The organism is Leclercia sp. Marseille-Q4284 (assembly GCF_916618945.1).
Lineage (GTDB): Bacteria > Pseudomonadota > Gammaproteobacteria > Enterobacterales > Enterobacteriaceae > Enterobacter > Enterobacter tamurae.
In genome coordinates, this window is record NZ_CAKAKG010000001.1 from 1,966,445 (window position 1) to 1,986,226 (window position 19,782).

The 19,782-nt window shown below is 58.3% G+C and carries 20 protein-coding genes; 16 read left to right on the top strand and 4 right to left on the bottom strand.

From position 1 onward, the window contains the following. Positions 1-183: 183 nt before the first annotated feature. Complete coding sequence (gene manA, locus LG383_RS09165) at positions 184-1,356, top strand: mannose-6-phosphate isomerase (protein WP_225758938.1); 1,173 nt, start codon at positions 184-186, stop codon at positions 1,354-1,356. Between the two features lie 101 nt (positions 1,357-1,457). Next, positions 1,458-3,008, top strand: a complete 1,551-nt coding sequence (locus LG383_RS09170) for a YdgA family protein (RefSeq protein WP_106993744.1) — start codon at positions 1,458-1,460, stop codon at positions 3,006-3,008. A 39-nt stretch (positions 3,009-3,047) separates the two neighbouring features. Here the strand turns inward: LG383_RS09170 and LG383_RS09175 are convergent, their stop codons facing one another. Both LG383_RS09175 and LG383_RS09180 read right to left on the bottom strand, forming a co-directional pair. Continuing rightward, complete coding sequence (locus LG383_RS09175; protein WP_225758939.1) at positions 3,048-3,902, bottom strand: alpha/beta fold hydrolase; 855 nt, start codon at positions 3,900-3,902, stop codon at positions 3,048-3,050. 15 nt (positions 3,903-3,917) lie between these two features. Continuing rightward, on the bottom strand, positions 3,918-4,898 hold the full coding sequence (locus tag LG383_RS09180) for an MBL fold metallo-hydrolase (protein ID WP_225758940.1): 981 nt from the start codon (positions 4,896-4,898) through the stop codon (positions 3,918-3,920). 108 nt (positions 4,899-5,006) lie between these two features. Between LG383_RS09180 and LG383_RS09185 the strand changes: the two genes are divergently transcribed. Continuing rightward, positions 5,007-5,897 carry a LysR family transcriptional regulator gene (locus LG383_RS09185; protein WP_225758941.1) on the top strand — a complete coding sequence of 297 codons (891 nt, stop codon included), beginning with the start codon at positions 5,007-5,009 and terminating at the stop codon, positions 5,895-5,897. A gap of 8 nt (positions 5,898-5,905) precedes the next feature. Here LG383_RS09185 and LG383_RS09190 read toward each other — a convergent pair whose 3' ends face one another. After that, a complete protein-coding gene (locus LG383_RS09190; RefSeq protein WP_166182304.1) occupies positions 5,906-6,934 on the bottom strand; it encodes a Mal regulon transcriptional regulator MalI in 1,029 nt (342 codons plus the stop codon). 178 nt (positions 6,935-7,112) lie between these two features. Between LG383_RS09190 and malX the strand changes: the two genes are divergently transcribed. The 3 genes from malX (at position 7,113) to add (ending at position 11,025) form a co-directional block, all read left to right on the top strand. Then, positions 7,113-8,705, top strand: a complete 1,593-nt coding sequence (malX, locus tag LG383_RS09195) for a maltose/glucose-specific PTS transporter subunit IIBC (RefSeq protein ID WP_225758942.1) — start codon at positions 7,113-7,115, stop codon at positions 8,703-8,705. Between the two features lie 49 nt (positions 8,706-8,754). Next, positions 8,755-9,927 (top strand): MalY/PatB family protein, encoded by a 1,173-nt coding sequence (locus LG383_RS09200; RefSeq protein WP_225758943.1) that lies wholly within the window; start codon positions 8,755-8,757, stop codon positions 9,925-9,927. Positions 9,928-10,023: 96 nt separating this feature from the next. Then, positions 10,024-11,025 carry an adenosine deaminase gene (gene add / locus LG383_RS09205; protein ID WP_225758944.1) on the top strand — a complete coding sequence of 334 codons (1,002 nt, stop codon included), beginning with the start codon at positions 10,024-10,026 and terminating at the stop codon, positions 11,023-11,025. A 33-nt stretch (positions 11,026-11,058) separates the two neighbouring features. Here the strand turns inward: add and LG383_RS09210 are convergent, their stop codons facing one another. Next, positions 11,059-12,099 (bottom strand): oxidoreductase, encoded by a 1,041-nt coding sequence (locus LG383_RS09210; RefSeq protein ID WP_106993723.1) that lies wholly within the window; start codon positions 12,097-12,099, stop codon positions 11,059-11,061. A 245-nt stretch (positions 12,100-12,344) separates the two neighbouring features. On the opposite strand from LG383_RS09210, the gene blr reads away from it, so the two are divergent. From blr to nth, 10 genes are all read left to right on the top strand, one after another. Then, a complete protein-coding gene (gene blr / locus LG383_RS09215) occupies positions 12,345-12,503 on the top strand; it encodes a division septum protein Blr (RefSeq protein ID WP_181247264.1) in 159 nt (52 codons plus the stop codon). A gap of 200 nt (positions 12,504-12,703) precedes the next feature. After that, the gene (gene ydgT, locus LG383_RS09220) at positions 12,704-12,919 is read left to right on the top strand and encodes a transcription modulator YdgT (protein ID WP_032617854.1); all 216 of its coding nucleotides are present in this window, start codon (positions 12,704-12,706) and stop codon (positions 12,917-12,919) included. Positions 12,920-13,002: 83 nt separating this feature from the next. Beyond that, entirely contained in the window at positions 13,003-13,443 is a 441-nt protein-coding gene (locus tag LG383_RS09225; protein WP_106993721.1) for a DUF2569 domain-containing protein, read from the top strand. A 76-nt stretch (positions 13,444-13,519) separates the two neighbouring features. Further along, positions 13,520-14,101, top strand: a complete 582-nt coding sequence (gene rsxA, locus LG383_RS09230) for an electron transport complex subunit RsxA (protein WP_106993720.1) — start codon at positions 13,520-13,522, stop codon at positions 14,099-14,101. Further along, entirely contained in the window at positions 14,101-14,679 is a 579-nt protein-coding gene (rsxB, locus tag LG383_RS09235) for an electron transport complex subunit RsxB (RefSeq protein WP_106993719.1), read from the top strand. The genes rsxA and rsxB overlap by 1 nt, the downstream gene beginning before the upstream one ends. Beyond that, a complete protein-coding gene (rsxC, locus tag LG383_RS09240) occupies positions 14,672-16,693 on the top strand; it encodes an electron transport complex subunit RsxC (protein ID WP_225758945.1) in 2,022 nt (673 codons plus the stop codon). Before rsxB ends, rsxC begins: the two co-directional genes overlap by 8 nt. Beyond that, complete coding sequence (gene rsxD, locus LG383_RS09245; RefSeq protein WP_225758946.1) at positions 16,694-17,746, top strand: electron transport complex subunit RsxD; 1,053 nt, start codon at positions 16,694-16,696, stop codon at positions 17,744-17,746. Between the two features lie 10 nt (positions 17,747-17,756). Beyond that, on the top strand, positions 17,757-18,377 hold the full coding sequence (rsxG, locus tag LG383_RS09250) for an electron transport complex subunit RsxG (RefSeq protein WP_166182298.1): 621 nt from the start codon (positions 17,757-17,759) through the stop codon (positions 18,375-18,377). Between the two features lie 2 nt (positions 18,378-18,379). Continuing rightward, entirely contained in the window at positions 18,380-19,066 is a 687-nt protein-coding gene (locus LG383_RS09255) for an electron transport complex subunit E (RefSeq protein ID WP_032617845.1), read from the top strand. Further along, positions 19,063-19,698, top strand: coding sequence for an endonuclease III (gene nth, locus LG383_RS09260; RefSeq protein ID WP_225758947.1), 636 nt, complete (start codon positions 19,063-19,065; stop codon positions 19,696-19,698). Before LG383_RS09255 ends, nth begins: the two co-directional genes overlap by 4 nt. Positions 19,699-19,782 lie beyond the last annotated feature (84 nt).

A 19,782-nucleotide genomic window follows, 5' to 3' on the forward strand; every position in this document is an offset into this window, starting at 1 on the left:
CATTGCTGATTATGGTTCAGGCAGATGTTCCGTTTGCCCTGCTTAAAAGCGAGTTGGCTTATCCTACACAATTTTTTAACAAAAACTGAGACTAGTACGACTTTTTCCGTGCGCAGGTTACTTCCGGACGGTTTATTGCTTTAATACGGGCAGTTAATTCCACATTTGAAACAGGGCTTGATAATGCAAAAACTCATCAACTCAGTGCAGAACTACGCCTGGGGAAGTAAAACTGCGTTAACGGATCTCTACGGTATCGCCAACCCGGACAATCTGCCGATGGCAGAGTTGTGGATGGGCGCGCATCCGAAGAGCAGCTCAAAAATTTCCGATGCCCGTGGGGTGCGTTCCCTGCGCGAGGTCATCGACGCAGATAAAACCACGCTGCTGGGCAGTAAAGTCGCCGATCGTTTTGGCGAACTGCCGTTCCTCTTTAAGGTGCTGTGCGCCGATCAGCCGCTCTCCATTCAGGTTCACCCGAACAAGCAGGCCTCCGAAGTGGGCTTTGCCAAAGAGAATGCGGCGGGTATTCCCCTAGATGCCGCCGAGCGTAACTATAAAGACCCGAACCACAAACCAGAGCTGGTGTTTGCCTTAACGCCGTTCCTGGCGATGAACGCCTTCCGCGAATTCTCTGAAATTGTCTCCCTGCTGCAGCCGGTGGCCGGGGCGCACAGCGCCATTGCTCACTTCCTCGAAAAGCCGGATGCCGATCGCCTGAGCCACCTCTTTGCCAGCCTGCTGAATATGCAGGGCGACGAAAAATCCCGCGCGCTGGGGGTGCTGAAAGCGGCGCTTAACAGCCAGCAGGGTGAGCCGTGGCAGACCATCCGCGTCATTTCTGAATTCTACCCGGACGACAGCGGCCTGTTCTCGCCGCTGCTGCTGAACGTGGTCAAACTGGAGCCGGGTGAAGCGATGTTCCTGTTCGCCGAAACGCCGCACGCCTATCTCAAGGGCGTGGCGCTGGAGGTGATGGCCAACTCCGATAACGTGCTGCGTGCGGGCCTGACGCCGAAATACATCGATATTCCTGAGCTGGTGGCTAACGTTAAATTTGTCGCCAAACCGGCGGCAGAGCTGCTGACCCAGCCGGTGAAAAATGGCCCGGAGCTGGACTTCCCGATCCCGGTGGAGGATTTTGCCTTCTCACTGCACGACCTCAGCAGCGCCGAAGCTGAGATTGCCCAGCAGAGCGCGGCAATCCTCTTCTGCGTCGAGGGCGAAGCGGTGGTCAGCAAAGGCGACGAGCGTCTGGTGCTGAAGCCGGGCGAGTCGGCGTTTATTGCCGCCAGTGACTCGCCGGTCAGCGTCGGCGGCGTGGGCCGTCTGGCTCGGGTTTTCAACAAGCTCTAGTGGTCTACTGAATTTTTTAACAATTGTTGCTAAGCTATTGGTAATCTTATGACCTCACCGGGCGGTTTTTACCGCTCGGTTTCATTTTAGGGATAATCACGATGAAGAAATCGGTTATAGCTGCAGGCGTTATTGTTGCATTAGGGGTGGTCTGGACAGGTGCGGCCTGGTATACCGGGAAACAGCTGGAGAGCCATCTGGCAGAGATGGTGGCGCAGGCCAATAGCGAACTGAAGCGTACCGCACCGGAAGCCGGTCTGGAGCTGGGCTATCAGGATTACCAGCGCGGGCTGTTCAAAAGCCATCTGCAGCTGGTGCTGAAACCAGCCGCTGGCACGCAAAGTCCATGGCTGCAGCCAGGGCAGAGCCTGATCCTGAACGAAGTGGTTGATCACGGCCCCTTCCCGCTTGCCCAGCTGAAGCATTTTAACCTTATCCCGTCCATGGCCTCGGTAAAATCGACGCTGGTGAATAACGAAGCCTCTAAGCCGCTGTTCGATCTGGCGAAGAATGAATCCCCGTTCGAGGCCAATACCCGCATCAGCTATTCCGGTGATACAAGCTCCGACATCGCGCTGAAAGCGCTGAATTACGAGAATGGTGATGAAAAAGTGGCCTTCAGCGGCGGCAATTTCCAGCTGGATGCCGATCGTGATGGCAAGGCCTTCTCCCTGAAAGGTGAAGCGGCAAGCGGCCTGGTGAATGCCGTCAATGAGTACGGCCAGAAAGTGCAGCTTACCTTCAACAACCTGAAAACCGAGGGCAACAGCCATCTGACCGACTTTAACGAGCGGATCGGCGATCAGAAAGTGACTCTCGATAAGCTGGCTATCGCCATTGAAGGCAAAGAGATGGCGGTGCTTGAAGGGACAGATCTGAACGGTAAGGCTGAGCTGTCGAAAGACGGTAAGAGCGTCAACAGCCAGCTGGATTACAGCCTGAAGAGCCTGAAAGTGCAGAACCAGGATCTGGGTACTGGCAAGCTGACGTTGAAAATCGGCAATATCGACGGCCAGGCGTGGCATCAGTTCAGCCAGCAGTATCGTACCCAGAGCCAGGCGTTGATGGCAGATAAAACGCTGATGGAAAACCCGGCCCTGTATCAGCAGAAAGCGACAGAAGTCTTCTTCAGCAGCCTGCCGATCCTGCTGAAAGGCGAACCAGTGGTGACCCTGGCGCCGCTGAGCTGGAAAAACAGCAAAGGCGAGACCAACTTCAACCTGTCGCTGTTCCTGAAAGATCCGGCCACCGCTACGGGTGAAGCCCAGACCCTGACTCAGGAAGTGGATCGCAGCGTGAAATCGCTGGAGAGCAAGCTGACCATCCCGATGGACATGGCGACCGAGTTCATGACCCAGATTGCGAAGCTGGAAGGTTATAACGAAGATGACGCTGGCAAGCTGGCCAGCCAGCAGGTTAAAGGCCTGGCGGCGATGGGTCAGATGTTCCGCATCACCACCGTGGAAGATAACGTGATCAGCACCAGCCTGCAGTACAGCAACGGTCAGGTCACCCTGAACGGTCAGAAAATGCCGCTGGAAGAGTTTGTCGGCATGTTTGGCGTTCCGACGCTGAACCTGGGCGTACCGGGCGCACCTGCCGCGCCAGCGGTTCCGGCACCACCGGCCGCACCGGTTGTACCGCAGCAGTAAGCGTATAAAACCCCTCTTCGAGGGGTTTTTTATTGCGGGTCATCCTTTCCAGCCGGTGAGGAAGTCCATCAGCAGGGCGTTCACTTTCTCCGGCTGTTCCTCCTGCGGCAGATGGCCGCACTCTTCAATGGCATAAGCCCTGAGATCGTCCGCCATTTCTGCCCAGACGCTCTGCATATCGAACAGTTTCCCTACGGCGTGAAAATCATTGCCCCACAGCGACATCACCGCGCAGGCAATTTTCACCTCCGCATCGGCCAGATCCTGCGCTACATCCTCGGCGTTGGCACGATAGTCCGCCATCGCTCCGCGAACGGCACCGGGCGCCTGATACGCCCGTACGTAGGTATCAAATGCCTCACCGCTGATGGTGGCGGGATCGTAGGTCCAGTCCGAGAAGAAATGGCGTAACCAGATATGCTCCCGACCGGCAATCAGGGCTTCCGGCAGATCGGGCACCAGATGGAACAGGAAGAACCAGTAGGCGCGGGCGATAGAGGCGTTGAGATCTCGCGCCACGATACGCGTCGGCACGTTATCCATCACCACCAGACGGTCCACCAGCTCAGGGTAATCTTTCGCAAAGCGTGTCGCGACGCGCGCCCCGCGGTCGTGCCCCACCAGCACCACTTTCTCCAGACCCAGGGCGCGCATCAGCTCCCGGATATCCCGCGCCATGTTGCGTTTATCGTAGCCGGAGGCCGGTTTATCGGTCTCCCCGTAGCCGCGCAAATCCGGGGCAATAACCCGGTAATGTTTTGCCAGGACGGGAATTTGATAGCGCCAGGCGTAGTGGGTTTCCGGAAAACCGTGGAGCAGGATCACCGGGGCGCCTTCTCCCTCTTCAACCACGAACTGACGAATGCCATTAGCCGTTACGGTGTAACTTTTCATGATGTTTTCCTCGTCTTATTTCAGCAGGGGCACGTCGGCCGCACGTTGATAAGGGCCATATATTGCCGGGTTCCAGCTGTAACCCTGGGCACTGGTGGTGATATGCCCGATGCCCGGGAAGGCCAGGTGTGCCGCCGCCATCCACTCCCCATCTTTTGCCAGGGCGTTAAACTCCTGCCCCCGGGAGACGGTGGCTTTTTTGCCATCCACATCAAAGCGAATCGACACTTCCGGGTGCGGGAACTGCACGGCCGGGGCGTGGATCAGATCCCCGATAAAGTTGATAGCCTTCCCTTCAGAGGCAAAGCGATACACTGTGCTGCCAGGGGTATGGCCAACTGCATAGGCGGTCTGAACTTCAGGAATGGGTGAGGCTGGCGGAACGAAGGTTTTCAGATGTCCGGTCGCTTTATAGGCTGCCAGGGCATGCTGTGCGATAGCGAAATACTCCTTCGCATTGGCGGGCGCGCTGGCCTCTTTCGCCGGATCCAGCCAGTAATCGGCTTCACCCTGCGGCACATAAACGGTGGCATTGGGGAACAGCGCCTTACCCGAGGCATCGCTCAGGCCGCAGACGTGGTCCAGATGGAGGTGGGTCAGGAAGATGGTATCCACCTGCTCAGGGCGATATCCGGAGGCCTCCATATTGGGAATCAGTTGCCCGGCGGTTTGCGGCACGCAGTGGCCCGCCCCGCTATCAATCATCACCAGATGTTTCCCGGTATTCACCAGAAAGGCGTTAAACGAGGTGGGCATGCGTTCGGCATCGATCTTATGCTGCGCCAGCAGATCGCGAATTTTGTCGGCCGCGAGCCCTTTCAACAGCGACGGCGAGAGATCGTTATAGCCATCGAACAGCGCCGTCACCTCATTTTGCCCCACCGCCAGGCGGTAATACCCCGGCACCTGCTGACGCACCTGAGCGGGGGCATCTGCCCATGTTGAGCCCATCAGAAACAGGCTGCTGAGGGCCAGAACCGCTGTCATCTTTTTCATTGTCACTCCGAATTCACTGTTTATCAGGATGTGGAGAGACTATGGCGCTATAACGATAATTAGTGTAGATGTGTAATTTGATAGGTCAGTATAACGGGATGCGAGATAATGAGACTGGACGATGTGGAAGTCTTCGTTGAAGCGATAAAAGCGGGCAGCCTGGCGGGTGCCGCGCGTCGACTGTCGATGAGCGCTATGGCGGCGTCGCGCTGCCTCAATAACCTGGAAGCCGAGCTGGGAGTCCGACTGGTGCATCGCACCACGCGATCCCTGTCGCCGACCAGCGATGGCGACGTCTTTTTACCCCACGCCCAGGCGCTGCTGGAAGATAAAACCAATGCCCTGGCCGACCTGTTTCCCGATGGCGTCCACCTTTCCGGGCGGCTGCGCATCACCGCCTCGGCGGCGTTTGGCCGCAAGATCATCGCCCCGATGCTGCCCGACTTTATGCGCCAGCATCCGGCCCTGCAGGTCGATCTGCTCGCCACCGACGAGCAGGTGGATATTGTCGGGAAAGGGATCGACGTGGCGTTGCGTATCGCCCCGCTGCGGGACAACCGGCTGGTTGCCCATCGGCTGTGTGACAATCCCCGCGACCTGTGCGCCAGTGTCGATTACCTGGCGGCGAACGGCTATCCGCAAACGCTCAACGATCTGGCGGCGCACAGCTGCTTAACCACCTCTGACACTACCCACTGGTCGTTCGACCAGGCCGGGCAGCGGAGCAGGCAAAAAGTGTCGGGGCGGTTTTCGGCGAACTCGATTGAGGCGATCTTTGAAGCCTGCGCGGGGGGAATGGGGATCGCTAACTTATCCCGCTGGTACGTTGCCCCCGCTCTGGCGCAAGGCCAGCTGGAGCGGATCGTTCTGCAGGATGCCGAGCCGGAAGCGCTGGCCGTCTGGGCCGTTTACCCTACGTCGCGGCTGATCCCTGCGAAAGTGCGAAAATTTGTCGAGGCGCTGGAGGCGCGGCTGGTGCTGAACCCGCTCACGCCATAACCCTGAGGCTACTTCACCGTCACCAGCCGGGCCGACACAATCTGGTGCCCGGCCGGCACGTCGGATTTCTCAATTCGCTGCATCATGCGGTCCGCCAGGGTATAGCCCATCTCCCGCGCCGGAGTCGTCGCCCAGACGATAGGCAGATCGTCCAGCGCATTTTCTGATACATCCGCAAAGGCACCCAGCGCCACCTGATGGCCAAAGAAAGTTTCCACTCCGCCGTCCCCGCTCTGGCGTCCGGCGCGGATCAGGCCAAACCAGGCCCCCATGGCGATGACGTCGTTGTAGCAAATCACGGCGCTAATGGTGGGGCTGGCACGCAGTAACGTGCCGATCGCCTCTGCCGCCTGCTTCTGGCTGGAACCACACTCCACCACCCACTCGCTGTGAAACGGCAGGCCATATTTGATCAGCGTCGAGCAGTAGCCGCCCACCCGTTCGGCGCGGGTCAGCGACGAGCTTTGCCCACCCAGCCAGGCAATTCGTTGATGGCCGCGACGAATAAGATGTTCGGTCAGCATTTGTGCTGCCTGCATGTTGTCCGGACGCAGGGTGTCGGCTTCGTCCAGATAGCTGGCGCGAGAGGCGAACACCAGCGGCACGCCCTTCTCCGCCGCCCGCTCGCACAGTTCATTGCTCGCCCCGGAGGCACCGGCAACGATCACGCCGTCCACTCCCTGGGTCAGGAGCATATCGAGGCGCTGAAGCAGCTGATCGGCTTCACGCCCGCCGTGGAGCAAAAAGACCATCCGCCCCTGGGCTTCCAGCGCTTCGGTCAGGCCCACCGTCAGTTCAGCATAGAACGGCGAGGTCAGGTCGCGGACGATCAGGCCAATCACCCCGCTCTGCCCACCGCGCAGCGCCGAGGCCTGGCGATTGCGCACAAATCCCAGCTGTTCAACCGCATCGTTGACGCGCTGTCCCGTCGCGGAGGAGATCCGCCCTTTCCCGCTCAGCACCAGCGAAACGGTGCTAACGGAAACGCCCGCCGCCAGGGCGACGTCATTGATGGTGATCTTTTTCGCTACAGCCATGTGGTGGCGTGACTCCCTGATAATGAGATCGGTAAAACGTTTTATCAATACGTTATCTTTATACTCTCTGCCAAAGCCTGAGAATGTGATTTAGCGCGCACTAAACTTTGATAAAACGTTTTATCTTCTCGCAGCACTGAGGCAGGTAAATCTATTTTAACAATAAAGGAGTCGTTTTATGACGGCGAAAGCAGCACAAAAAATCTCGCTATGGGAGTTTTTCCAGCAACTGGGTAAAACCTTTATGCTGCCCGTGGCACTGCTCTCCTTCTGCGGGATCATGCTGGGGATCGGCAGCTCGCTCAGCAGCCACGATGTCGTTACGCTGATCCCGTTCCTCGGCAATCCTGTGCTGCAGGCGATCTTTATCTGGATGAGCAAGGTCGGCTCCTTTGCCTTTAGCTTCCTGCCGGTGATGTTCTGTATCGCTATCCCGCTGGGGCTGGCCCGCGAAAACAAAGGCGTGGCGGCGTTTGCCGGTTTCGTTGGCTATGCGGTGATGAACCTGGCGGTTAACTTCTGGCTGACCGCGAAAGGCATCCTGCCGACCACCGACGCGGCGGTGCTGAAAGCTAACAACATTCAGAGCGTGATCGGGATTCAGTCTATTGATACCGGGATCCTCGGGGCGGTGATCGCCGGGGTGATCATCTGGATGCTGCACGAGCGTTTCCACAATATCCGCCTGCCGGACGCGCTGGCCTTCTTCGGGGGTACCCGCTTTGTGCCGATCATCACCCTGGTGGTGATGGGGCTGTTTGGTCTGATCATTCCGCTGGTCTGGCCGGTCTTTGCCATGGGCATTACCGGCATTGGCCGTATCATTAACAGTGCCGGTGACTTTGGCCCGATGATCTTCGGTACCGGCGAACGCCTGCTGCTGCCGTTTGGACTCCAGCATATCCTCGTGGCGCTGATCCGCTTCACGGAAGCAGGCGGCACCATGGACGTCTGCGGGCACGATGTCAGCGGCGCGCTGACCATCTTCCAGGCGCAGCTGAGCTGCCCGACCACCCACGGCTTCTCTGAGAGCGCCACCCGCTTCCTGTCTCAGGGTAAGATGCCGGCCTTCCTCGGCGGCCTGCCGGGTGCCGCGCTGGCGATGTACCACTGCGCTCGTCCGGAAAACCGTCATAAGATTAAAGGATTGCTGATCTCCGGCGTGATTGCCTGCGTGGTGGGCGGCACCACTGAACCGATCGAGTTCCTGTTCCTGTTCGTCGCGCCGGTGCTGTACCTCATTCACGCCGTACTGACCGGTCTGGGCTTTACCACCATGGCGGTGCTGGGCGTGACCATCGGTAACACCGACGGCAACGTGATCGACTTTGTGGTGTTCGGGATCCTGCACGGTCTGTCGACCAAGTGGTATCTGGTCCCGGTAGTGGCGGCGATCTGGTTCGCGGTGTACTACGGCATCTTCCGCTTCGCCATCACCCGCTTTAATCTGAAAACGCCGGGTCGCGATACTGATACGGCCACCAGCGTTGAACAGGCTGTGGTGGGTACGGTGGGTAAATCTGGCTATAACACCCCTGCCATTCTGGCGGCGCTGGGTGGTACGGATAACATTACCTCGCTGGATAACTGCATCACCCGTCTGCGCCTGTCGGTGGCGGATATGTCCAAAGTGGATACCAACGCCCTGAAGGCCAACCGCGCTATCGGCGTGGTACAGTTGAATCAGCATAATTTGCAGGTGGTCATCGGCCCACAGGTGCAGTCAGTGAAAGACGAGCTGGCGACCCTGATGCGAACAGTAGAAGCCTGATGCCGCAGCCCCCTCGTCATGAGGGGGTTTTATTTTAAGGACCAACGTCATGTTTGATTTTTCTGCCGTCGTGGATCGTCACGGCACCTGGTGTACCCAGTGGGACTATATTGCTGACCGCTTCGGCGCCGCCGATCTGCTGCCTTTTACCATCTCAGATATGGATTTTGCCACCGCCCCCTGCATCATCGACGCCCTGCAGACCCGCATCGGCCACGGGGTGTTTGGTTACAGCCGCTGGAAGAACGACGAATTCCTCGCCGCGGTGGCCCACTGGTTCCGCCAGCGCTTTAACAGCGAGATTGATACCCGCGCTCTGGTGTATGGCCCCTCGGTGATCTACATGGTCTCTGAGCTTATTCGTCAGTGGTCCGACGCTGGCGATGGGGTGGTGATCCACACTCCCGCCTACGACGCGTTTTACCATGCCATTGCAGGCAATAACCGTCAGGTTGTCTCCGTCGGCCTGCACAAAGCAGCGGAAGGCTGGCAGTGCGATATGGCCGAACTGGAAGCGGTGCTGGCCCAGCCACAGAACAACATTTTATTACTTTGTAGCCCGCACAACCCGACCGGCAAGGTCTGGACCCGGGCCGAGTTAACGACCATGGCTGAACTCTGCGCCCGCCACAACGTGGCGGTGATCAGCGATGAGATCCATATGGACATGGTGTGGGGCAATCATAAACATACGCCATGGTGCGACGTGGCGCAGGGCAAATGGGCGCTGCTGACCTCCGGCTCCAAGAGCTTTAACATTCCGGCCCTCACCGGGGCATATGGCCTGATCGGGGATGAGGCCAGCCGCACGGCGTATCTGCAGGCGCTGAAAGGACGCGACGGACTCTCCTCACCCTCGGTGCTGGCATTGGTGGCACATATCGCCGCCTACCAGCAGGGTGAAGCCTGGCTGGATGAACTGCGCGCGTATCTGGAGGCCAATTTACGCTATGTGGCCGACAGGCTGAATGCCGCTTTCCCGACGTTAAACTGGCAGCCGCCGGAGGCGACCTATCTGGCATGGATCGATCTTCGTCCGCTCAATATTGACGATAATGCGCTGCAAAAGGTGCTGATTGAGCAGGAGAAGGTAGCGATCATGCCGGGATATACCTATGGCGACGAAGGTAACGGCTTTATCCGCCTCAACGCCGGTTGTCCGCGCAGCAAGCTTGAGGAAGGGGTTAAGCGACTGATTGCCGGGATCACCGCCCTGGTGTAATTTACTTGCGCAACGGAATTATCCATTGCGCAAATAGCTTTTTACTCCGTTTTGTTTTTATAATGGCCCGCACTTCTACTTATAAAGAGTGCGACCATGATTGATACCACCCTCCCGCTAACTGACGTTCATCGCCACCTTGATGGCAACATCCGCGCCCAGACCATCCTTGACCTCGGTCGTCAGTATAATTTAACCCTGCCCGCACAAAGCCTTGAGACACTGATCCCGCACGTGCAGGTCACGGAGAACGAGCCGGATCTGGTCAGCTTCCTGAGCAAACTCGACTGGGGGGTAAAAGTGCTGGCCTCGCTGGATGCCTGCCGTCGCGTCGCCTTCGAGAATATTGAAGATGCCGCGCGCAACGGTCTGCACTACGTCGAGCTGCGTTTCTCCCCGGGCTACATGGCGATGACCCATCAGCTGCCGGTCGCGGGTGTGGTAGAAGCGGTGATCGCCGGCGTGCGCGAAGGCTGCAAGACCTTCAACGTGGAAGCGCGCCTGATTGGCATCATGAGCCGCACCTTCGGGGAAGATGCCTGCCTGCAGGAGCTTGAAGCCCTGCTGGCCCACCGGGACCATATCACCGCCGTGGATCTGGCGGGCGACGAGCTGGGCTTCCCGGGCAGTCTGTTCCTCTCCCACTTCAACCGCGCCCGCGATGCAGGCTGGCACATTACCGTCCATGCCGGTGAAGCGGCAGGTCCGGAGAGCATCTGGCAGGCCATTCGTGAGCTGGGAGCCGAACGTATTGGTCATGGGGTAAAGGCGGTCGAAGACCCGGCCCTGATGGACTTCCTGGCGGAACAGCGCATCGGGATTGAATCCTGTCTGACCTCAAACATTCAGACCAGCACCGTGGCGACGCTGGCGCAGCATCCCCTGAAAACCTTCCTTGAGCACGGGGTGATGGCCTCGCTGAACACCGACGATCCGGCGGTTCAGGGTGTGGATATTATTCACGAGTATACGGTTGCCGCCTCGCTGGCTGGGCTCAGCCAGGCGCAGATCCGTCAGGCGCAGATCAACGGTCTGGAGATGGCCTTCCTGACCCCTGCCGAGAAGCAGGCGTTGCGCGATAAGGTCGCACACGGATAACAAAAAGCCCGGCAATGTTGCCGGGCTCTGTTTTTACGCGAGGCACAAGGTCGCGCGATGCTTCGCGGACTCTATCCCCAGCTCGATCAGTTCCATAATCTGGATCGCCTGGCTTGCCGGGACCGGGTTTTCCCCGTTGCCGTTCAGCGCATCGCGGATCCCGGCATAATAGGCCGGATAGTTGCCCGGCAGCGTCAGCCAGGTTTCTTCCACACGCTCTTCCCCTTCAACGCGGGTCAGCACGCCGTCACGCATGTCATAGCCCCAGTCTTCCTGCGGCAGACGCTCGCCGTTCTTGAGACGATCTTCCTGCGGGTCGAGCCCAAACTTCACGTAGCTGCCGCGGGTGCCGTGCACGATATAGCGGGCCGATTCCGCTGCGGCCATCATGGTGCCATGCAGCACCACGCGACGCTGCGGATAGCTCAGGACGGCATGGAAGTAGTCGGTTGCCTGCGCGCCTGGGCGCAGCTGGGCCAGATCGACGTTGAGGCTCACCGGCAGACCGAACAGGTTAACGGCCTGGTCAAGCAGATGCGGGGCCAGATCGTACCAGATGCCGCTGCCCGGGCCCGCCTGCTCACGCCAGCGGTTACGCACCTGGGGACGGAAGCGATCGAAGTGAGATTCAAAGAAAGCCACTTCCCCGAGGGAACCGTCGGCAATCAACGCCTTCACGGTCAGGAAGTCGCTGTCCCAACGGCGGTTATGGAAGACGGAAAGCAGTTTGCCAAGGCTTTTTGCCAGCGCGTCCAGCTCTCGGGCCTGTGACAGTGTCACGGTAAAAGGCTTATCCACCACCACATGTTTGCCCGCCTCCAGCGCCGCTTTCGCCAGCGGGAAGTGAGTGTCATTCGGGGTCGGGATAACAATCAAATCGATATCAGGATCGTTAAACAGATGCTTCGGCTCGGAAACCACCGGAACCGTCGGCCAGTCGGCATGCACTTTTGTTGCATCGCTGCTGGAAATTGCCGCCAGCTCCATCCCCGGGGTGCCGTCAATCAGCGGGGCATGAAACGTTTTACTCGCATAACCATAACCTATTAATCCAACACGGATTTTATCGCTCATGAAGTCGCCTCTCATCTTTTGACACCTATATTTCACACCATCTCTTATCTGGTCACAATAGATTAATCCGGGGTTTCGCGCCTTACGGCGACACATGCAATCAGTAATTTCTGATTAACAATTATAACTCGCTGAATACAATCGCAAAACATCGCTGCAAAGCGCTTGCCCGACCGCATTGCGCACTGTAAAATTCTTAATCTGTATTTATGGATAAAACAAAATAACGAATCATGACGACAATTATTAATCGAATTATTGAGTTAGCCGGTTGGATTGTGTTGGGGGTGTCAGTGATATTGCTGGGAGTCGCCAGCCATATTGACAACTATCAGCCGCCGGAGCCGGTCAACAGCGTCACTCACGCTAAGCCGCATGCACTACTCAAAAATAGTGACATATGATGTCAGTTGCGTATTGCCAGCCGTCATGAACAGCGTTAACCTTCATCGCCAGGCGTCGACCGACGCCTGATTTCACCAGTAAAGAAAATTCTTATTTTTGCCGATGCGCTTTGGCAGCTGTTTACGTCTTTTTTGAACCGTTTATTATTCGCTCGAATTACTCCTTTGGTATCACTCCTCTTATATGGAAAATTATTAATATGACTGTTCAGGACTACTTATTAAAATTTCGCAAAATTAATTCCCTCGAAAGTCTGGAAAAATTGTTTGATCATCTGAACTACAGCCTGAGCGATAACCAGGAGATTATCAGCATGTACCGTGCCGCGGATCATCGCCGCGCTGAGCTGGTCTCTGGCGGACGTTTGTTCAACATTGGCGAAGTGCCTAAGTCCGTGTGGCGTTACGTGCTCTAAGAGGGTAGTCATTCCCCGGAAATGTTATATACTCTCGCCCCTGCAAATTTGCAGTTTGCGCTGTTACTGAATTGGGAGAGAACATGACCACAATGGCTGGAGAAAGAATTAGCGGCTGGTTACTGGCTCCGCTTGCCTGGCTGCTGGTAGCATTATTAAGCGCCTCGCTGGCGTTGGTCCTTTACTCCACGGCATTAATTACGCCACATGCGTTAAAAACGCTGGGCGCGCAAAATACCGTTAATATTGTCATGTGGTTTATTTCTTTCGCCTTCGCGATTGCGATGTGGTACTACACGCTCTGGCTGACCATTGCGTTTTTCAAACGCCGTCGCAGCGTGCCTAAACACTATATTATCTGGCTGCTGGTTTCCGTATTACTGGCCGTGAAAGCCTTTGCGTTCTCGCCCGTCTCCGATGCGCTGGCGGTGCGTCAGTTACTCTTCCCTCTGCTGGTGACCGCGCTGTTTGTGCCCTACTTTAAGCGTTCGGCACGCGTGAAGAACACCTTTGTGAACCCGTAATAACCTTACAGTTAACCTGTTGTCGCCTGCGGTGGTTTGTCCGATAATAGGCGGCTTTTTTATTTCAGGCTGAATAATGACCGATTACTTACTGCTCTTTGTCGGCACGGTGCTGGTAAACAACTTCGTCCTCGTGAAGTTCCTCGGCCTGTGCCCGTTTATGGGCGTGTCCAAAAAGCTGGAAACAGCGATGGGGATGGGGCTGGCGACCACCTTCGTGATGACCCTTGCCTCGATCAGCGCCTGGTTGATTGACACCTGGATCCTGATCCCCCTCGGCCTGATCTATCTGCGCACGCTGGCCTTTATTCTGGTTATCGCGGTGGTAGTGCAGTTCACCGAAATGGTGGTGCGTAAAACCAGCCCGGCGTTATACCGCCTGCTCGGCATCTTCCTGCCGCTGATCACCACCAACTGTGCGGTGCTTGGCGTGGCGCTGCTCAACATTAACCTTGGGCACAATTTCCTGCAGTCGGCGCTGTACGGCTTTTCGGCTGCGGTCGGCTTCTCGCTGGTAATGGTGCTGTTTGCGGCGATCCGCGAACGCCTGGTTGCCGCCGATATCCCGGCACCGTTCCGCGGTAACGCCATCGCGCTTGTTACCGCCGGTCTTATGTCTCTGGCCTTTATGGGCTTTAGTGGTCTGGTGAAGTTGTAATGAATGCAATCTGGATCGCCATCGCAGCCATCAGCGTACTGGGGCTGCTTTTTGGCATCATACTCGGTTACGCCTCACGCCGCTTCGCGGTTGAGGACGATCCGATCGTTGAAAAAATTGATGAGCTGCTGCCGCAAAGCCAGTGCGGGCAGTGCGGCTTTCCTGGCTGTCGCCCCTACGCCGAGGCGGTGGGCAACGGCGGGGAGAAAATTAACCGCTGTGCCCCCGGTGGCGAAGCGGTAATGCTGAAGATTGCCGCGCTGCTGAACGTCGACCCACAACCGGTCGATGGCGATGAGAGCGCGCAGGAGCCGGTTCGCATGCTGGCGGTGATCGATGAACCCAACTGCATCGGCTGTACCAAATGTATTCAGGCCTGTCCGGTGGATGCCATTGTCGGCGCGACGCGCGCCATGCACACCGTGATTGAGGATCTCTGTACCGGCTGCAACCTCTGCGTTGCCCCCTGCCCGACGCAGTGCATTGAGTTACGCCCGGTAGCGACGACGACAGACAGCTGGAAGTGGGATCTTCAGACCATTCCAGTGCGCAATATTCCTGTGGAACAACATGCTTAAGTTATTTTCTGCCTTCAGAAAAGAGAAGATCTGGGATTTCGACGGTGGTATTCATCCGCCGGAGATGAAAACCCAGTCCAGCGGCACGCCGCTGCGCCAGATCCCACTGGCTAACCGTTTTGTTATCCCGCTCAAGCAGCACATCGGTGCTGAGGGCGAGCTGTGCGTTAAGGTCGGTGATCGGGTATTACGCGGTCAGCCGCTGACCTTTGGCCGCGGGCGTATGCTGCCGGTGCATGCCCCAACCTCCGGCACCGTCGTGGCGATTACCCCGCACACCGTGGCCCACCCTTCTGCCCTCTCCGAGCTGTGCGTGGTGATTGACGCCGATGGCGAAGACCGCTGGATCGAACGCGACGGCTGGAGCGATTTCCGCAGCCGCAGCCGGGAAGAGCTGATTACCCGCATCCACCAGTCTGGTGTCGCCGGTCTGGGCGGCGCGGGCTTCCCGACCGGCAATAAACTGCAGGGCGGTGGCGACAAGATCCAGACCCTGATTATTAACGCCGCCGAGTGTGAGCCGTACATCACCGCCGACGATCGTCTGATGCAGGACTGCGCCGCGCAGATCGTCGAGGGTATTCGTATCCTCGCCCATGTTCTGCAGCCGAAGGAAGTGCTGATCGGCATTGAAGACAACAAGCCGCAGGCGATCTCCATGCTGCGTGCGGTGCTGGCGGGCAGCCACGATATCAGCCTGCGGGTGGTCCCGACCAAATACCCCTCCGGCGGCGCCAAGCAGTTGACCCAGATTTTAACCGGCAAGCAGGTTCCGCACGGCGGACGTTCCTCGGATATCGGCGTGCTGATGCAGAACGTCGGCACCGCCTATGCGGTGAAACGCGCCGTTATTGACGGCGAGCCGCTGACCGAGCGCGTCGTCACCCTGACCGGGGAAGCCGTCAGCCGCCCTGGCAACGTCTGGGCGCGCCTGGGCACGCCGGTTCGGCATCTGCTGGACCAGGCCGGGTTCTGCCCGAGCGCCGAACAGATGGTGATCATGGGCGGGCCGCTGATGGGCTTTACCCTGCCGTGGCTGGACGTTCCGGTGGTAAAAATCACTAACTGCCTGCTGGCCCCGTCCGCCAGCGAGATGGGCGAAGAGCAGGAAGAGAAAGGCTGCATTCGCTGCAGCGCCTGCGCCGATGCCTGTCCGGCGGATCTGCTGCCCCAGCAGTTGTACTGGTTCAGCAAAGGACAGATCCACGACAAAGCGAAAGCCCATAACCTGGCCGACTGCATTGAGTGCGGCGCCTGCGCCTGGGTCTGCCCAAGCAATATCCCGCTGGTGCAATATTTCCGCGTCGAGAAGGCCGAAATTTACGCCATCGCTCAGGAAGAGAAACGCGCTGCCGAGGCCAAAGCACGCTTTGAAGCCCGCCAGCAGCGTCTGGAGCGTGAAAAAGCCGCCCGCGAAGAGCGCCATAAGAAAGCCACGGTTCAGCCTGCGGCCAAAGATCAGGATGCGATCGCTGCCGCCCTGGCCCGCGTGCGTGAGAAGAACGCCACCGCCGCCCAGGATGTGGTGATCCCGGCCGGGGTTCGTCCGGACAACAGCGAGGTTATTGCTGCCCGCGAGGCACGTAAAGCCGAGGCCCGCGCCCGTCAGGCCGAGAAAGCCCAGACTACCGCCGCGCAGCCAGAAGCCGATCCGCGTAAAGCCGCCGTCGAGGCCGCTATCGCCCGGGCGAAGGCCCGTAAAGCAGCCCAGCCGGACGAGATTCAGTTAGCACCGACCCCGGTGGACCCGCGTAAAGCGGCCGTCGAAGCGGCGATTGCCCGGGCGAAGGCCCGCAAAGCGGCGCAGACGGACGAGACAAAGGCAGAACCGACTCCCGTCGATCCGCGTAAAGCCGCGGTCGAAGCCGCCATTGCTCGTGCGAAAGCACGTAAAGCGGCACAACAAGAAGAAGAACCTGCGGCCAATGACGATCCGCGCAAGGCGGCAGTCGCTGCTGCTATCGCGCGCGTTCAGGCGAAGAAAGCCGCACAGAAGGCAGTCAACGAGGATTAAATGGTTTTCAGAATCGCAAGCTCCCCTTATACCCACAACCAGCGCCAGACATCGCGCATTATGATGCTGGTCTGTCTGGCCGCGCTGCCGGGCATCGCCGTGCAGGTCTGGTTCTTTGGCTGGGGTACGCTGCTGCAGATCCTTCTCGGCTGTGTGAGCGCGCTGGCGGCTGAAGCCCTGGTCCTCAAACTGCGTAAGATGACGGTAAGCAAGATCCTGGCGGATAACTCTGCCCTGCTCACCGGCCTGCTGCTGGCGATCAGTATTCCGCCGTTCGCCCCCTGGTGGATGGTGGTGCTCGGCACCGTCTTCGCGGTGATCATCGCTAAACAGCTCTACGGCGGTCTCGGGCATAACCCCTTTAACCCGGCGATGATTGGCTACGTGGTGCTGCTGATCTCGTTCCCGGTGCAGATGACCAGCTGGCTCCCGCCGCACGACATCGCCGCAACGGTGCCGGGCTTTATGGATGCCCTGCAGGTAATCTTCTCCGGCCATACCGCCAGCGGCGCGGATATGAACACCTTGCGCATGGGCGTGGACGGTGTCAGCCAGGCCACCCCGCTCGATACCTTTAAAACCTCTCTGCACGCCGGTCACAGCGTGGAGCAGATCCTTAATTACCCGATTTACAGCGGCGTGCTGGCCGGTGCGGGCTGGCAGTGGGTTAACCTGGCGTATCTGGCCGGGGGGCTGTTCCTGCTGTGGCAGAAAACGATCCGCTGGCATATTCCGGTGAGCTTCCTGGTTACTCTCGCAATCTGTTCCGGTCTGGGCTGGGCATTCTCACCGGAATCGCTGGCGTCGCCGCAAATTCATCTGCTTTCCGGCGCGACTATGCTGGGGGCGTTCTTTATTCTGACCGATCCGGTGACGGCTTCGACTACCAACCGGGGTCGCCTGATTTTCGGTACGCTGGCCGGTCTGCTGGTATGGCTGATCCGCAGCTTTGGTGGCTATCCGGATGGCGTGGCCTTCGCCGTGCTGCTGGCGAACATCACCGTACCGTTAATCGACTACTACACGCGTCCGCGCGTGTACGGCCATCGCTAAGGGACTCGCCATGTTAAAAACGATGCAAAAACACGGCGTGACGCTGGCGCTGTTTGCCGCGGTACTGACCGGTCTGACCGCCCTGGTCAACGGCTTAACCAAATCCACCATCGACGAGCAGGCGGCCCTTCAGCAAAAGGCGCTGTTCGATCAGGTGATCCCGGCGGAGCTCTACGATAACGACCTGCAAAAAAGCTGTTATCTTGTCGAGGCTGCGCCGTTAGGCAAAGGGACCCACCGTATCTTTATCGCCCGGAAAGGGGATGCCCCGGTGGGCGCGGTGATGGAAACGACCGCCCCGGACGGCTATTCCGGCGCCATCCAGCTGCTGGTGGGTACCGACTTCTCTGGCACCGTGCTGGGGACCCGCGTCACTGAGCATCACGAGACGCCAGGGCTTGGGGACAAAATCGAAACCCGTCTTAGCGACTGGATTTTGCATTTTGCCGGTAAAACCATTCACGGCAGTAACGATCCGGCGTTTGCGGTGAAGAAAGACGGCGGTGAAATCGATCAGTTTACCGGGGCGACCATCACCCCGCGTGCGGTGGTGAATGCCGTTAAACGTGCGGGCGTCTATGCCCAAACGCTGCCGTCGCAACTTAACAATCTGCCCGCCTGTGAGGAGTGATCATGAGCCAGGTTAAAGAGGTTATCGTCCAGGGGCTGTGGAAGAACAACTCCGCCCTGGTGCAGCTGCTGGGGATGTGTCCCCTGCTGGCCGTCACGTCGACCGCCACCAACGCGCTGGGTTTGGGTCTGGCCACTACCCTGGTACTGACCCTGACCAACCTGTCGATCTCTGCCCTGCGTCGCTGGACGCCGTCAGAAATTCGTATTCCGATCTACGTGATGATCATCGCTTCGGTGGTGAGCGTCGTGCAGATGCTGATTAACGCCTACGCCTTTGGCCTCTATCAGTCGCTGGGGATCTTTATCCCGCTGATCGTGACCAACTGCATCGTGGTGGGCCGCGCCGAAGCCTTTGCGGTGAAGAACGATCCGCTGATTTCGGCCCTCGATGGTTTTGCCATCGGCATGGGGGCCACCGGGGCAATGTTCGTGCTGGGCTCGATGCGTGAAATCCTCGGCAACGGCACCCTGTTCGACGGCGCAGACGCGCTGCTGGGCGGCTGGGCGAAATCGCTGCGCATTGAGGTGTTCCACACCGATACCCCGTTCCTGCTGGCGATGCTGCCGCCGGGCGCGTTTATCGGCCTCGGCATGATGCTGGCGGTAAAATACCTGATTGATGAGAAACGTAAGCGCCGCGCTGCTGCACGCAGCGTAGAGGAAGGGATCCCTGAGAAGGCCTCATGAATAAAGAGAAGCGTTTAACCATTTTGCAGCGCCTGCGGAATAACAACCCGCACCCGACCACCGAGTTGAACTTTACCTCGCCGTTTGAACTGTTGATAGCGGTCCTGCTCTCTGCGCAGGCCACCGACGTGAGCGTGAATAAAGCCACTGCGAAGCTCTATCCCGTCGCCAACACCCCGCAGGCGATGCTGGAGCTGGGCGTAGAGGGTGTGAAGTCGTATATCAAGACCATCGGCCTGTTTAACAGTAAAGCCGAGAACGTGATCAAGACCTGCCGCATGCTGCTGGAGCTGCACGGTGGCGAGGTGCCGGAAGATCGTGCTGCGCTGGAAGCCCTGCCCGGCGTCGGGCGTAAAACCGCTAACGTGGTGCTGAATACCGCCTTCGGCTGGCCGACCATCGCCGTGGATACCCATATCTTCCGCGTCTGTAACCGCACCAACTTCGCCCCCGGCAAGAATGTCGAACTGGTGGAAGAGAAGCTGCTGAAGGTGGTTCCGGCGGAGTTTAAGGTCGACTGCCATCACTGGCTGATCCTCCACGGGCGCTACACCTGTATCGCGCGTAAACCGCGCTGCGGCTCCTGTATCATTGAAGATCTCTGTGAATATAAAGAGAAAACTGACCTCTGAAACCGTCTTACGACGGTTTTTTTATGCGCTATATTCCTTACGCAAAGTATGACTTCCTGCTGATAACACCTTTTACAGCCATTC